We start from the raw sequence: 13517 nt of genomic DNA on the forward strand, positions 1-13517 counted from the left end.
AAACAGATAAATCAATTAATTAATAACTAAATAGATTATCCTAATACAAAGTTTTAGGCGTAATGTTTTGATTATGCATTAAAATTGATTAGAGATGCTGATAATAGCCTGTTAAAGACTACATTATGGTGCCGGGACGGGGTTTTTCCTGAAGCAAATTGTTTTTGATAAAATTTGCGAAAAGCGCTATATATGTACCCGAAACAGTAAAGGATGTTTCGCCAGAAAGCAGTATTTTATTGCCAAGTACACTTTTGATATGCTGTTTTGCAATAACAACAGTAGGGTTAACCTGGATAAATGCCGAATGTTTTTTTAACATTTTCAAAGTCTTGGTAAAATTGGATTTTGAACTTAAAAAAGCATTTTTTGTTGTTTTAAATTGAATATCTTCCCCAATTTCTTCTACTGCAATCAATTCATTCAGATCTATTCTTACCAAATCAGCATTTTCTCCTTGTAAAGGGATGTAAAAAAAGTGATCTTCGAAAACGGAAAAAGGATGTTGTGCTTTTTTTCCAGTTGGATAGAGGTTGTTTATTGTTTTGGTAAAATGTAAAATAGAGTAGGGCTTAAGCAAATAAGCATCAGCATCAACTTTAAAAGCATCAATGGCATACCTTGGGTGCGCCGTAGTAAAAACCAGGTGTTTTGTTTTTTGCCTTAATAGGGCTGCTAATTCGATTCCGGAAAGCGAAGGCATTTCGACATCCATAAAAATAATGTCGACAGGATTAGATACCGATATTTCTGCTAGGGCCTGGAGCGGTTCAGTAAAAGTTTGGATAAGCTTTAAATCAGGCAGCTTCTCCATATATGCTATTAAGCTCTCTAGGGAATGAGGGTCATCATCAATAGCGATACAACTTATTGACATTTTTTATAGGTTTAGTTGATGCAAATTACAATTTCAACCATTAAAATGGAAAAAAAACGCATTCGAAACGGATTTTTATGTATTCGGCAAGGAAAATTGGCTTTTCTTTTGAGATTGTTGTTTAATTTGAAATTTTAAACTAAAATTATTAAAGCGGGTTGTATTATTTGATTTTAATAACTAACATTACTTTGAAATACTGGTTTGAATCAGTAAAGTAGCTGAATTCAGCATTTTTGCCATAGGTGTAAGCTAAACGTTTCTTTATATTTTCCATCCCAGAACTTAAGCCTGAATTATCTTTAATTGCTTTTATTAAGTTTGAGGTTTCTATTGTAAGTTGACCATTTTTAATGTTCAAACTCACTTCGGCAGGATGTGATGGCGTAAGCAGTTCGCCATGTTTAAACATGTTTTCTACCAAAGTGGTTAATACTAAAGGAATGATTTTAACATTGCGTATTTCATCATCGTACCAAAAACGGAGCTGTACCTGGTGATCTTTACGGAGCTGGTGCAGGTTGATGAGGTTTTCTACCTGATTAATCTCCTCATCAAGCAAAATAAACTCTTTATCCTGATTGCTGTCAACCGAATAGCGCATCATCTCAGCCAGAGAATGAATGGCTTCTGCGGCAACCGGGGAAGAATCTTTAGCGTTTTGATAAATAAAATCTAAAGTATTAAATAACAGATGTGGCTGTATCTGCGCCTTTAAATAGGCATTTTCTGATTTAGCTATTTGGATAATGTTATTTAACCGTTGTTTCTCCAGGTCTTCAATTTTTTTCCTTTCTTCGAGAAAATTAAGGAGAAAATAATAACTGGTAGCAAAGCACATAAAATAGATGGCGCGGTAAATCGGCGCAGCAAAAAAGGCTGCATTAAATATCAGCTTAATAGGACCATTATAATCTGTATAATTAATTACGATATAATCTAAACAAACCGTTAATATTAAATAAGCGCCCAGTTCGAGTAAAATAAACAGGGGTAATTTCCACCATCTTTCATTTATATTTTTTAAGGCAAAAGCCAAAACTACATGCGCGTGGAAATAAAATGTAGCAATGTTTAAGCTATAAAAAATAATATAAGTGCTCAGTGTAGAGAATCTGCCAACAAAGATGCCGATGATGATGGCCTCGTAAAATATGAATATGGTCCAACCTAAAATGTGAAGTCTTTTGCCCGAAAACCAGGTTGAAATTTTGTGTAATTTGTTTTTTTTAGCGATAAGCGTCATTGGCTAGTTAATTGAGGAACGGCTATATATGCTAAACAATAAAGCCATAAGCGTTTAATTGTTTAGATAACGAAAATACTAAAAAATTAGTTTAAGAGCGGTTAGTTTTAATTGTTTTCTCTTTTATGTAGTCCTGTATGCTTTCCCGGTAACTATTTCCAATGTTGATGGTTAAATCATTGATCATTTTTAGGGTATTGCCCTCTACTTTTTCAATGTAGTTTTTAGCAATAATAAATGAGCGATGTGCCTGTGCAAAATTCTGATAATCTTTTAAAATAATCTTTATCTCTGATAGCGCAATGTACGAAACAATGGTTTCGTTCAGGGTAAAAATCCGGACATAGTTTTGCAGGCTTTCTATGGCAACGATATCCGTATACCTTACTTTAATTAAGCTGTTCTTCTCATTTTTGTTCCTTACAAAGAAGTAATCATCTTCTCGTTTAATACTAACATTCGGTAAGCTGGGGCTGAGGGGAAATAATCTGTTTACGGTCTCCGCAAAACGGGCAAAGGTATATGGTTTTAATAAATAAGCGCTTGCATTCATTTCAAAAGCTTCATAGGCATATTTAGAATGCGAAGTGGTAAAAATTAATTTGTCTGTTTTATGCCTGATTGCTTTTGATAATTCTAATCCCGAAATCATTGGCATATCAACATCTATAAAAACAATGTCAACATGATCTCCTGCAGTAATTTCGTTTAATGCCTGTAACGGATCTGTATATGAGTTTATTAAATGAATGTTTGGGAGGTAATTGATGTATGATTTTATACCGTTGACGGCGTGAATGTCGTCATCAATTACGATACATGTTAATTTCATTAGGCGTGTTTTAAGGTTAAACGAAATTATACGTTGCTTTTTAAATAAAGAAATTATTTTAAGCCTGCAATGATGTTTAGTTGGTTTTTGTAGTAAATATGATACGTATATGTTTTTTTATGCAAGAAACATGATCAGCGAAAACCAATGATGAAAGGTTTTTATAAAAAAAATAAAAACAAATTTATTTAATTACTTGTATAACAATATATTGCATTTTGAATCGTAGTTATTAATAGATATATTTAATAACCAAAATAATCATCCCTAATCACCTAAAACAATATCCCATGAAAAATAGAACCCGCACCGCCAATAGATTAAACGTGTCTATTACTAAAAAGGTTATTGAATTGCAGGAGCAAGGTTACGACTGTGATTTTCTGCTACTGGCTAACGGTAGTTTACAGTGCATGCAAACTAACTTAAGCTATCCGCTAAGTGCGGTTGCAATTAAACAAAGGGAACATGGCTACGATTTCTTTAGCCATTCTTATAAAAATGTACATACTATTGAAACAGGTAATGGTGAAAGAGGTGTATTGCTTACCGAAAAGGTATTTTAACTAGTTACTTTATGCCTCTATCAAAGTTAAAATTTACTGTGTTTAGCAGGTATTTCATGCGAACTTAATGATTACGATGCATAGCAATATCAGAAGATATACTTAGGGCATTTTAGTAAAAACTTTTTTTTCTTCTTTTTGTTTAAATTTTATTAGATATATTTAAACAAAAATAATGACTTATTCTATTTCAGATCTTGAACAGCTTTCGGGCATCCATTCTCATACCATCAGGATCTGGGAGCAACGGTACAATGCGTTGAGTCCGATGCGGTCTCAAGGCAATACGCGTTTGTATGATGATAAGCAGCTCCGTAGACTATTAAACATTGTAAGCTTAAATAAAAGCGGTTTAAAAATTTCTAAAATCTGCGGCCTTTCTGATGAAGCGATTGATAAACTTCTCGACCAACAGTTTTCATATCCCACTGATGATGAGCAGGCAGATTATGTTTCGCAACTTATTAAGCATGGTTTGGCTTTTGATGAGCACTCATTTAATCATTTAATTGATCAAAGCATTGATCAGTTGGGGCTTTCTGACTGCTATAGGAAAATAATGTATCCATTATTGGTCCGCTTGGGCTTAATGTGGCGAAAAGACGATATTTGCCCTGCACACGAGCATTTTTTATCAAACATTATCCGTCAAAAAATATTTACTCATATCAATAATCTTCCTTTATCAAGGCATGCTGGCGAAAGCTGGCTTCTTTTTTTGCCGGAAGACGAGGATCATGATATTGGGCTGCTTTTTGCCAGTTATATGCTAAGGATGCATCATCATCAGGTTATTTTCTTAGGCAGCAAAGTTCCGTTGGATTCAATTAAGCGAATATTTTCTACATTAAATGTAGGTCATGTTTTGCTTTTTATGATAAAGTCAAGACTGGAACCTGCCGCGCAAAAATATATAGATGAATTGTCTGAAATATGCTCATCCGCTAAGATCCATCTTGCGGGAAATAGTGAGGTTATCGGTAAACTAAACGATATCGATCACATCAACTGGTTTAAAACGCTCGATGAATTTGAAAAAACAATACAATACCCTTTTTTACATGAAAGAAATTTTTGATCAACTATCTGCCAATTGTAGCCGGCTTACCACTAAGTTATATAGTACCAGCTTTTCTTATGGTATTTATTTTCTTGGTAAAGAACTTCGTCAACCCATACACTCCATTTATGGCTTTGTACGTTTAGCAGATGAAATTGTAGATAGTTTTCATCACTATGACAAGAATTTTTTATTAGCAAAATTTAAGGAGGATACTTTCGAGGCCATTAACCTGGGCATTAGTTTAAACCCCATTTTAAATTCATTCCAAAGGGTAGTAAATCAATACCAGATAGACCAGGAGCTGATTGTTCTTTTTCTGAGGAGTATGGAGATGGATCTTTCTACGCAAGAATATACACCAGAACTTTATAACGAATATATTTTAGGCTCTGCAGAAGTGGTGGGTTTAATGTGTTTAAAGGTTTTTACCAATGGCAGCGATGCAGATTACGAACAATTGAAGCCTTATGCCATGAAATTGGGCTCTGCATTTCAGAAGGTTAATTTTTTAAGGGATGTGAAGGCTGATCATCAAACACTTAATCGAAATTATTTTCCCAATGTTAATTTAGCCCTATTCTGCGATCGTCAAAAAAAAGAAATCGAAGAAGAAATTGAAGCAGAATTTGCAATGGCTTTAACTGGTATTAAGCGGTTGCCCACAGCATCCAGAAATGGCGTATATTTGTCTTATATCTATTATAAAAAATTATTTGCTAAGATAAAGCGGTTAAGTGCTGAAAAAGTTATGACTGAAAGGATAAGAATTTCGAACACGCGTAAAGTAGGTTTGATGTTTGGTTCTATTATTCGTAATAAGTTAAATGTAATTTAAATGGAAGAACAAGTTATTCTGGTTGATGAGGAGGATGTGCCGAAAGGACAGATGGATAAAATGGAAGCACACGAAAAAGGTGTATTACACCGCGCCTTTTCTGTTTTTATTTTTAATTCTAAACGCGAACTATTACTGCAGCAGAGGGCAATGAGCAAATATCATTCTGCAGGTTTATGGACGAATACCTGTTGCAGTCATCCTCGGATCGGAGAAAGTAACATTCATGCAGCAAAAAGGAGGTTAATGGAAGAAATGGGGATGGACTGTGAATTGAACTATCTGTTTAAATTTACCTACAAGGCAATATTTGAAGATGGGTTAACGGAACACGAGGTTGATCATGTTTTTTTTGGCATGAGTGATGAACTACCAGTTATAAATCACGATGAAGTAGAAGGCTTTAAGTATATAGATTTGGAGACCTTAGCTCATGATATTGCGGTTAATCCGGGTGCCTATACGCCATGGTTAAGAATCTGCTTGGATAAAGTTGTAGCGCATGCGTCAACAGCTAAAACAAAAAACGGGCATACAGCCTAAGCCATATACCCGTATCTAAATTAACGCTCTCGAGGACAAATATAGGACTAGTTTAGAAAATTCCTAAAAGATTAACATTTCTTTTACTTTAAGATTATAGTTTGTTGTTTTGATAAAAGTTGTGCAATAATTTAAATGCTTAACATTTAGTGGTTTATATTTCTGAGTGGAAATTTTAAGCCGAAAAAATATTTTTTAGCTAGCATATAGTTTTTGGCATTTTTTACAGAAATAAGTTTGCCGGTGTGTTTTTCCGATTTCTTTTTTCTCGATTTTATGTTTAAGCGGGCAATCTTTCTTACTATATACTTCCCAATGCTTACTTAATGTATTTTCCTTTTTCCACTTTAAAAAATCAAAACTATAATTTCTGGCTTCCTTAACCAGTACGTTTAATTTTGCAGGTGGTAAATTTTCAATTTTGGTTAAGGGATGTATACGGGTTCGGTATAAGACCTCGTTTTTAATAATATTACCTACGCCACTAAAAATCTGCTGGTCCAGCAATACGTCGCAAACCAATGCCTGGGGTTTTTCTTTTAACTTTTTAATAGCTGCATTGCTGTCCCACTCATCAGCCATTACATCGTTTTCCCAGTGGTAATGTTTTTTAACGTTTCCTTCCAGAAGGTCAATTTTGCAAGTATAAAAGTTTAATTCATCTTTTTTAAAGATCAGTCCCAATTTTAATGGCGCTTTTTTACGCTCATTAATTAAGTAACTGCCAAATAACATAAAATGAATACGGATTGTGAAATCGTTAAAACAGATCAGGAAATGTTTACCCCAGCTTTTAAAATCCTGGATTTTTTCATGGAGCAATCTATCCTTGTCTAAATTTTTTGCATCGCCTGCCACTTCCAGTACTTCCGGTTTGCCCAAATGGAGCGCTTTGATTAAATCTTTTAATATTACTATTGATGGACCTTCGGGCATATTATTCTTCCTCTAGTTTCTGGAATTTAAATTTATCTTTAATGTTGCTATTAAAATACCGACCTTTTGATCCAGAGGCTTTTAACATTTTATAAACCCGTTCTGGAACATTTTTGTAGAGATATACCATATCCGTTACGAATGTAATTTTGAGTATTTTAGCAGCTGCATCATAATTAAAATATTTGATCACTGATGATGGCATAATATTAAATTATACTTTAAAAACAGCTACCATTAGAAATGGTTTCAATCGTTTTTGAGTGCTGATTCTTCTCGCTGCGCTTTAATCTTTTCCTTTTTCAGATCGATCCGGATAATGTTATATAAGCTCATGTAAACATTTGCCACCCATACTATCGAAAAGAAAGAAATAATGTAACCACGCCAATCGGGATAAAGTAAAGTGAATCTGGTAATAAAAAGCAGAATCGCGGTTACATAATGACTGAAGCAGTATTCGCAGGTAAATACATAAAAGAACTTTCTTTTTACCAGTTGATCGCAGTTTTTAGAACGGTTTACACAAAATTCACGCGCTTCTTTGAAAATTTCTTCTTTGGTAACTGTCCATGCGATGCAAGCTACGGGTAAGGCCATAATGAAAAGATAATAGATGTGTGCTTCCATAGTAATTAAATCAGGGTATAAATACAACCTTAAACCCTTGAAAATGTTTAAGTCAGCGATAAACATTTTGATTATATTTATGTTAATTAAAATATATCTAATTATTTGTTTTATGGAAAGATCAGAAATCATATCTCTACTTGAGGTAATCAATCAACAGGTTAGTTCTTCGGTTTTAGGTGGGATGGAAGAAGAATATGAAGAATTAGAAAGCATGGGCCTGATTAAAATTAACCGCGATTCGGTACAATGGTCGTCTGCTATGACGCCTGCAGGAAATGCTTATTTGGGGCACGATTAGAACAGATTGCAATGTTTTAACCACAGAGGACGCAGATTGAGAGCGCGGAGCTCACAAAGCTGCTACGACAGTTCTTTGGAATCTGTGGATGATAGCCTAGTCTATGACTCTTAGATGCGTAGATTTATTATCGACCATATAAGAAATATAAGGTTATGTAAGGTGGTGTGTTCTTGCGTGGTTTAAAATGATTTGAAATTCGTTCGATTTATATTTAATACCAAGATTATTAAAAAGTTGATTCTTCAAGCCATATAGCCCTGATGGCAATGGAAATCCCTTTTGGCGTCGCTGAATTGTTTATATCGGGTTTTAACCAAAAGGATTGGAATGTACAGCAGGACCGAACCCTTCCTAATGCTCACTGGTATTGCGCTTCAAAAAAGCTGCTTGTTTTATTACGATTGATCGATAGATTTCCTTCGAATCTTTACGACCAAACTTTGACCAATTTATTGTTGGATTCTGCTAAATTTGCAGCAAGCTTAGAATTGTGCCTAAATAACATAAATGGCCATTCTATCTGCAGATATGAACGATTTACAACTTAGAACGGTAAATGTAACCAGATACGTTACGCCTTTGCGTGAGGGTGGCTCTATGCCTGCCATTGCGGAAGCTGATGATAACTTTTTATATGTACTTAAATTTAGAGGGGCAGGACAGGGTACCCGGGCTTTAATTGCCGAACTAATAGGTGGCGAAATAGCCCGTTATTTAGGTTTGCGCGTACCTGAATTGGTTTTTGCCAATTTAGATGAAGCTTTTGGGAGAACAGAACCCGACGAAGAAATTCAGGATCTGCTAAAAGCCAGCGTGGGCTTAAATTTGGCATTGCACTATTTATCTGGCGCAATAACGTTCGATCCGACCGTAACTACTGTTGATGCTAAACTTGCTTCGCAGATTGTATGGCTAGATTGTTTTTTAACCAACATGGACCGTACCTGTAGAAACACCAATATGTTGCTGTGGCACAAGGAGCTCTGGCTTATCGACCATGGGGCTGCGTTATATTTTCATCATTCCTGGCAAAACTGGGAAGAGCAGGCGGTTAAACCCTTCTTTTTGGTCAAAGACCACGTATTATTACCATGGGCCACTGAACTGGAAAGTGTAAATGAAGAATTTAGTAAACTACTTAGCCCTGAAAAGATCGAATCTGTTATTAATTTAATTCCTGATGACTGGTTGGAAGGCGAAACAAACTTCGAAAGTAAAGCAGCGCACCGTAACGCTTATATACATTTTCTTACTACCAGGTTAACTCATTCAGCTATATTTTTAAAAGAAGCACAGCATGCAAGGGAAATTCTTATTTGAGTATGCTGTGATTCGCGTAATGCCCAGGGTAGAACGTGAAGAATTTATTAATGTTGGCATTATTTTGTTTTGTGCCAAGCAAAAATTTCTAAAAAGTGTTTTTTCCCTGGATGAGAAAAGAGTAAAGGCTTTTTCTGCGGAGATAGATTTAGAAGAGCTGAAAGAGAACTTATGCGCTTTTGAAAGAATAAGTACGTCTGCAAAAGGATCAGGTCCCATTGGTCAGTACGACCAGGCTTCTCGTTTTAGGTGGCTCACGGCAACCAGAAGTACGGTAGTGCAGTGCTCAAAAGTACACCCTGGTTTTTGTGATGATGCAGAAGAAACGCTTCAAAGGTTGCATAATGAGCTTGTTTTATAGCGCTATGCGAAGGCGTTAAGCGTTTGATTTACCTTTAAGAACAAATATTTTCAGCGCTTGGATAGTACATCAATCTAACAATTAATCAGTTTGTAATTGGCAGTTTTCAGTTGACAATCAAGCAATCTAACAATTAAGCAATACACAATTAACCTATTAACCCCTTTCGTCTTGCCAAAAGAATATTTCAAAAAACTCCAGGATCTGCTCGATACCGAACGCAACGAAGATTTACAATCGTATTTAAAACTTACTGAAAATACTTCGGCTGCCGATAGGAGAGCCCTGGGTTTAACCTGGTACCCTATTGCAATCAGGAATACCGAAATTGGCCGTGGCGATTATTTAACTGTAGAGTTGGAACGGACTACCCATCAGGATTTTTCTCATCAGTTCCGTTTTGGTTCTGCAGTGGTATTATTTTCTAATCATGATGCCAAAGAAGACCGGATAGAAGGGATTATAAATCACCAAAGTGGTAGCAGGATGAAAATCAGCTTCCGCGTTGATGAATTACCAGATTGGACCAGAGATGGCAAACTCGGTGTAGACTTACTTTTTGATAATAACAGCTACGACGAAATGCAGAGTGCCCTAAAACAGGCTACGCATTTGGCAGAAAATGAATCTGAAAATAAACTGATCCGTATTTTAACGAAAGGAGAAAAACCTTCATTTCGGGGCGAAGAGAAATTTATCATTCCAAATACGCTAAACGACTCGCAGCAATTAGCGGTGAATAAAATTATTGCAGCTGATCATTTGGCTGTGGTTCATGGCCCGCCAGGCACCGGAAAAACGACAACGCTTGTACATGCTATAAAATCGTTGGTTAAACACAGTGATCAAAAAATTTTGGTGGTAGCACCAAGTAATACTGCTGTTGATTTACTTACTGAAAAATTAGCAGCTGAGGGGTTAAAAGTAATCCGTGTGGGTAATCCGGCAAGGGTTTCAGAAAGATTGCTTGCGGCTACTCTTGATCATCAAATGGCCGATCATCCGGAGATGAAAACAATTAAGATTTTAAAAAAACAGGCCAGCGAGTATAAAAATATGGCCCACAAATACAAGCGGAGTTTTGGCAAAGCGGAACGGGAGCAACGTAAGGCCCTGTTTGATGAAGCGCATAAAATTGGAAAGGAAGTAGAAAAAACGGAGCAGTACATTATGGATAATCTGTTTACTAAAGCACAGATTATTACCGCTACCCTGGTTGGAGCCAACCATTATACAGTTCGGAATTTAAAGTACAATACGATTGTGATTGATGAGGCTGGCCAGGCTTTGGAACCCGCTTGTTGGATACCGATTTTAAAAGCACAGAAAGTGATACTAGCTGGCGATCATTTTCAGCTTTCTCCAACTATAAAATCAAATGAAGCAGCCAGAAATGGTTTAAGTAATACTTTACTCGAAAAAGCAGTAAATCTTCATCCAGAGTCTGTTGTGCTTTTAAAAGAGCAATATAGAATGAACAAAGATATTATGGGTTATTCATCTCGGGTATTTTACAAAAACGAGTTGATAGCGCATCATTCTGTTGCCGATCATTTATTGTTTACAGGCGATCAACCGATTCAATTTATCGATACTGCTGGCTGTAGTTTTGACGAAAAATTAGATGGAACAAGTACAACCAATCCTGATGAAGCTGCATTTTTGGTCAAACATTTAACGCATTTAGCTGCTAGTTTGGCAGATCAAACCTTAACTGATAGTTTTCCGTCTGTTGCTATTGTTTCCCCTTATAAACAGCAGGTTCAGATTTTAAATACGTTGATCCAGGAAAATGAAATTTTAAATCCATATCGCAGTAAAATTGCAGTTAATACCATTGATAGCTTTCAGGGGCAGGAACGTGATGTGGTTTATATTAGCCTTACCAGGAGTAATGGCGATGGAAGCATTGGGTTTTTATCAGATACGAGGAGAATGAATGTTGCCATGACAAGAGCAAGGAAAAAGCTGGTTGTTATTGGCGATAGCGCTACTTTATCGAAATCTAATTTTTATGCTGAATTTATCCAGTATACGGAGCAATTGAACGCATATCACAGCGCCTGGGAATTTATGGAGTTATAACGGTAAAACTGTTGCTTTTACACCTGCTTCACATGATATAACGCAAGTTGATGCTAAACCTTTTCCAGTTTCTTTTCTTCTCCGAGTTTGCCAGATATACTAGCCCCTGCAATTAAAAGTTCGTGCGTAATGGTTTTGGTATATTCTGTAATTTCTGATTTAAAATCTTTTACTGATGAGCCTGAACGGATTTCTTCTAATCTTTTTTCCCACTGTCCGGTAAGTTCAGCCTGTGCAATCTGCTTATCCTTCACTACTTCGTAAACAGCCAAACCTTTATTGGTAGGTACAAGATTTCGCTTTTCTCTTGTAATATATTCTCTGGTGATTAACGTTTCGATAATGGATGCACGAGTTGCCGGCGTACCCAAGCCACTATCTTTCATGGCATAACGTAGTTCTTCGTCTTCAATCTCCTTGCCGCAAGTTTCGAGCGCTTTTAATAGCGAAGCCTCGTTGTACATTGGCTTTGGTTTAGTCTGCTTTTCTAAAAGAGATTTTTCGGTTATAGGCAATTGTTCTCCAGCGGCAACCTTTGGTAAGGCGGCATTGTCTTCGTCCTTTTTATCGTCTTCAGGGTCGTTAAAAACAGCCCGCCAGCCTGCAGAGCGGATTACCGTTCCGTTGGCCACAAAAGTAACTCCTGATTGAATGGTTATTTTGGTTAATTCTTTAAGACATTCCTGGTGAAAAGCCTCAATCATACGACCAACAACCATATCGTATACAGCCTGTTTATCTGCACTTAGGCCATATGCCTGTTCGCCGGTTGGTAAAACGGCATGGTGATCGGTTACTTTTTTAGCGTTAACACTTCGCTTATTTAAAGTAATGGTTTGCAGAAATTGTGCTTGCTTTCCAAAATCAGCATGATCGGTAAATTTTGCAATCAAATCCGGAACTCCAGCAAAAACATCATCGCCAATATATCGCGATCCGGTACGGGGGTAGGAAACCAGTTTACTCTCGTACAGGTTTTGCAAAATATTAAGTGTTTGATCAGCAGTATATCCCTTTTTCTTATTGGCTTCTTGCTGTAAACTGCTTAAGTCGTGCAATAGCGGAGGTGGTTCTTTTCTTGGTTTAGCTTCTACAGCCGTAATGTTTCCGCCCATTGGAAAGCCAGAAGCCACATCCTCTACAAGCGCAAATAACTTTTCTACTTCTTCCTTTTCTTTATAGTTCGAGGTTGATATAGCCTTAAAAACCTGTTCATCTTTAGAAAGTAGAATGCTGATCTGGTAGTAGGTTTGAGGAACGAAATTTTTAATCTCCAAAAAACGAGCACAAATCATGGCCAGGGTAGGCGTTTGCACCCGACCTAATGAAAGAACCGTTCTGTTGCCTGCCGAAATACTTAGCGCCTGTGTGGCATTCATTCCCACCAGCCAGTCTGATTCTGAACGGCAATGTGCCGAATTAAACAAAGTATCGTAATCGGTTCCAGGTTTTAAATTTCTGAATCCATCTTTTATCGCTTCATCTGTTTGTGAAGAGATCCAAAGGCGTTTGAAAGGTTTTTTGCATTTCAGGTAATAATAAATGTACCTGAAAATTAATTCACCTTCACGCCCCGCATCCGTTGCCACTATAATTTCGCTCGCCTCATCAAAAAGTTTTTTTATGGTGTCTAATTGTTTCCGTACTGCCGGATCTTCTACAAAACCATCTTTTGTTTTAATTTTTCTAACAGCAAGTTTAAACTTTTGCGGAAGCATGGGTAAATGTTGCTTTCTCCAGCCAATAAAGCCATAATCCTGAGGGGGAGCCAATTGTAATAAATGCCCGAATGCCCAGGTAAAAGAATATCCTTTACCTTCAATGTATCCATCTTTTCTGGTGGTCGCTCCGAAAACTTTAGCAAGCTCACGACCAACAGAGGGCTTTTCTGCAATTACAATCTTCATGAATGGGCTTAT

Annotated in this window: 15 protein-coding genes; 8 read left to right on the forward strand and 7 right to left on the reverse strand. The window is 36.6% G+C overall.

From position 1 onward, the window contains the following. Nucleotides 1–118: 118 nt before the first annotated feature. From ACTJKN_RS09925 to ACTJKN_RS09935, 3 genes are all read right to left on the reverse strand, one after another. Complete coding sequence (locus tag ACTJKN_RS09925) at nucleotides 119–877, reverse strand: LytR/AlgR family response regulator transcription factor (protein WP_440824544.1); 759 nt, start codon at nucleotides 875–877, stop codon at nucleotides 119–121. Between the two features lie 163 nt (nucleotides 878–1040). Further along, a complete protein-coding gene (locus ACTJKN_RS09930; RefSeq protein ID WP_440824546.1) occupies nucleotides 1041–2123 on the reverse strand; it encodes a sensor histidine kinase in 1083 nt (360 codons plus the stop codon). 91 nt (nucleotides 2124–2214) lie between these two features. Next, nucleotides 2215–2955, reverse strand: a complete 741-nt coding sequence (locus ACTJKN_RS09935; protein WP_440824548.1) for a LytR/AlgR family response regulator transcription factor — start codon at nucleotides 2953–2955, stop codon at nucleotides 2215–2217. A 290-nt stretch (nucleotides 2956–3245) separates the two neighbouring features. On the opposite strand from ACTJKN_RS09935, the gene ACTJKN_RS09940 reads away from it, so the two are divergent. The 4 genes from ACTJKN_RS09940 (at nucleotide 3246) to idi (ending at nucleotide 5962) form a co-directional block, all read left to right on the forward strand. Then, nucleotides 3246–3521, forward strand: a complete 276-nt coding sequence (locus ACTJKN_RS09940) for a hypothetical protein (RefSeq protein ID WP_440824550.1) — start codon at nucleotides 3246–3248, stop codon at nucleotides 3519–3521. A gap of 175 nt (nucleotides 3522–3696) precedes the next feature. Beyond that, the gene (locus tag ACTJKN_RS09945) at nucleotides 3697–4599 is read left to right on the forward strand and encodes a MerR family transcriptional regulator (RefSeq protein WP_440824552.1); all 903 of its coding nucleotides are present in this window, start codon (nucleotides 3697–3699) and stop codon (nucleotides 4597–4599) included. Next, on the forward strand, nucleotides 4583–5419 hold the full coding sequence (locus ACTJKN_RS09950) for a phytoene/squalene synthase family protein (RefSeq protein WP_440824554.1): 837 nt from the start codon (nucleotides 4583–4585) through the stop codon (nucleotides 5417–5419). Before ACTJKN_RS09945 ends, ACTJKN_RS09950 begins: the two co-directional genes overlap by 17 nt. After that, entirely contained in the window at nucleotides 5420–5962 is a 543-nt protein-coding gene (idi, locus tag ACTJKN_RS09955) for an isopentenyl-diphosphate Delta-isomerase (protein ID WP_440824556.1), read from the forward strand. A gap of 195 nt (nucleotides 5963–6157) precedes the next feature. Here the strand turns inward: idi and ACTJKN_RS09960 are convergent, their stop codons facing one another. The 3 genes from ACTJKN_RS09960 to ACTJKN_RS09970 are packed head-to-tail and all read right to left on the reverse strand — an operon-like array spanning nucleotide 6158 to nucleotide 7528. Further along, nucleotides 6158–6898, reverse strand: a complete 741-nt coding sequence (locus tag ACTJKN_RS09960; protein WP_440824558.1) for a DNA-formamidopyrimidine glycosylase family protein — start codon at nucleotides 6896–6898, stop codon at nucleotides 6158–6160. Nucleotide 6899: 1 nt separating this feature from the next. Continuing rightward, on the reverse strand, nucleotides 6900–7103 hold the full coding sequence (locus ACTJKN_RS09965; RefSeq protein WP_440824560.1) for a KTSC domain-containing protein: 204 nt from the start codon (nucleotides 7101–7103) through the stop codon (nucleotides 6900–6902). A 44-nt stretch (nucleotides 7104–7147) separates the two neighbouring features. Then, nucleotides 7148–7528, reverse strand: a complete 381-nt coding sequence (locus ACTJKN_RS09970; protein WP_440824562.1) for a hypothetical protein — start codon at nucleotides 7526–7528, stop codon at nucleotides 7148–7150. Between the two features lie 112 nt (nucleotides 7529–7640). Between ACTJKN_RS09970 and ACTJKN_RS09975 the strand changes: the two genes are divergently transcribed. From ACTJKN_RS09975 to ACTJKN_RS09990, 4 genes are all read left to right on the forward strand, one after another. Further along, entirely contained in the window at nucleotides 7641–7829 is a 189-nt protein-coding gene (locus ACTJKN_RS09975) for a hypothetical protein (RefSeq protein WP_029277933.1), read from the forward strand. Nucleotides 7830–8339: 510 nt separating this feature from the next. Further along, nucleotides 8340–9152, forward strand: a complete 813-nt coding sequence (locus ACTJKN_RS09980) for a HipA family kinase (protein WP_440824565.1) — start codon at nucleotides 8340–8342, stop codon at nucleotides 9150–9152. Then, nucleotides 9130–9513: a DUF3037 domain-containing protein gene (locus tag ACTJKN_RS09985; RefSeq protein WP_440824567.1), complete on the forward strand. Its 384-nt coding sequence runs from the start codon at nucleotides 9130–9132 to the stop codon at nucleotides 9511–9513. The genes ACTJKN_RS09980 and ACTJKN_RS09985 overlap by 23 nt, the downstream gene beginning before the upstream one ends. Before the next feature lie 171 nt (nucleotides 9514–9684). Beyond that, nucleotides 9685–11598, forward strand: coding sequence for an AAA domain-containing protein (locus ACTJKN_RS09990; protein WP_440824569.1), 1914 nt, complete (start codon nucleotides 9685–9687; stop codon nucleotides 11596–11598). Between the two features lie 53 nt (nucleotides 11599–11651). On the opposite strand, the gene ACTJKN_RS09995 is transcribed toward ACTJKN_RS09990, so the two are convergent. Then, complete coding sequence (locus ACTJKN_RS09995) at nucleotides 11652–13505, reverse strand: DNA topoisomerase 3 (protein ID WP_440824571.1); 1854 nt, start codon at nucleotides 13503–13505, stop codon at nucleotides 11652–11654. Between the last annotated feature and the right edge of the window lie 12 nt (nucleotides 13506–13517).

The sequence above is a fragment of the Pedobacter sp. 22163 genome (assembly GCF_052045595.1).
Classification (GTDB): Bacteria; Bacteroidota; Bacteroidia; order Sphingobacteriales; family Sphingobacteriaceae; genus Pedobacter.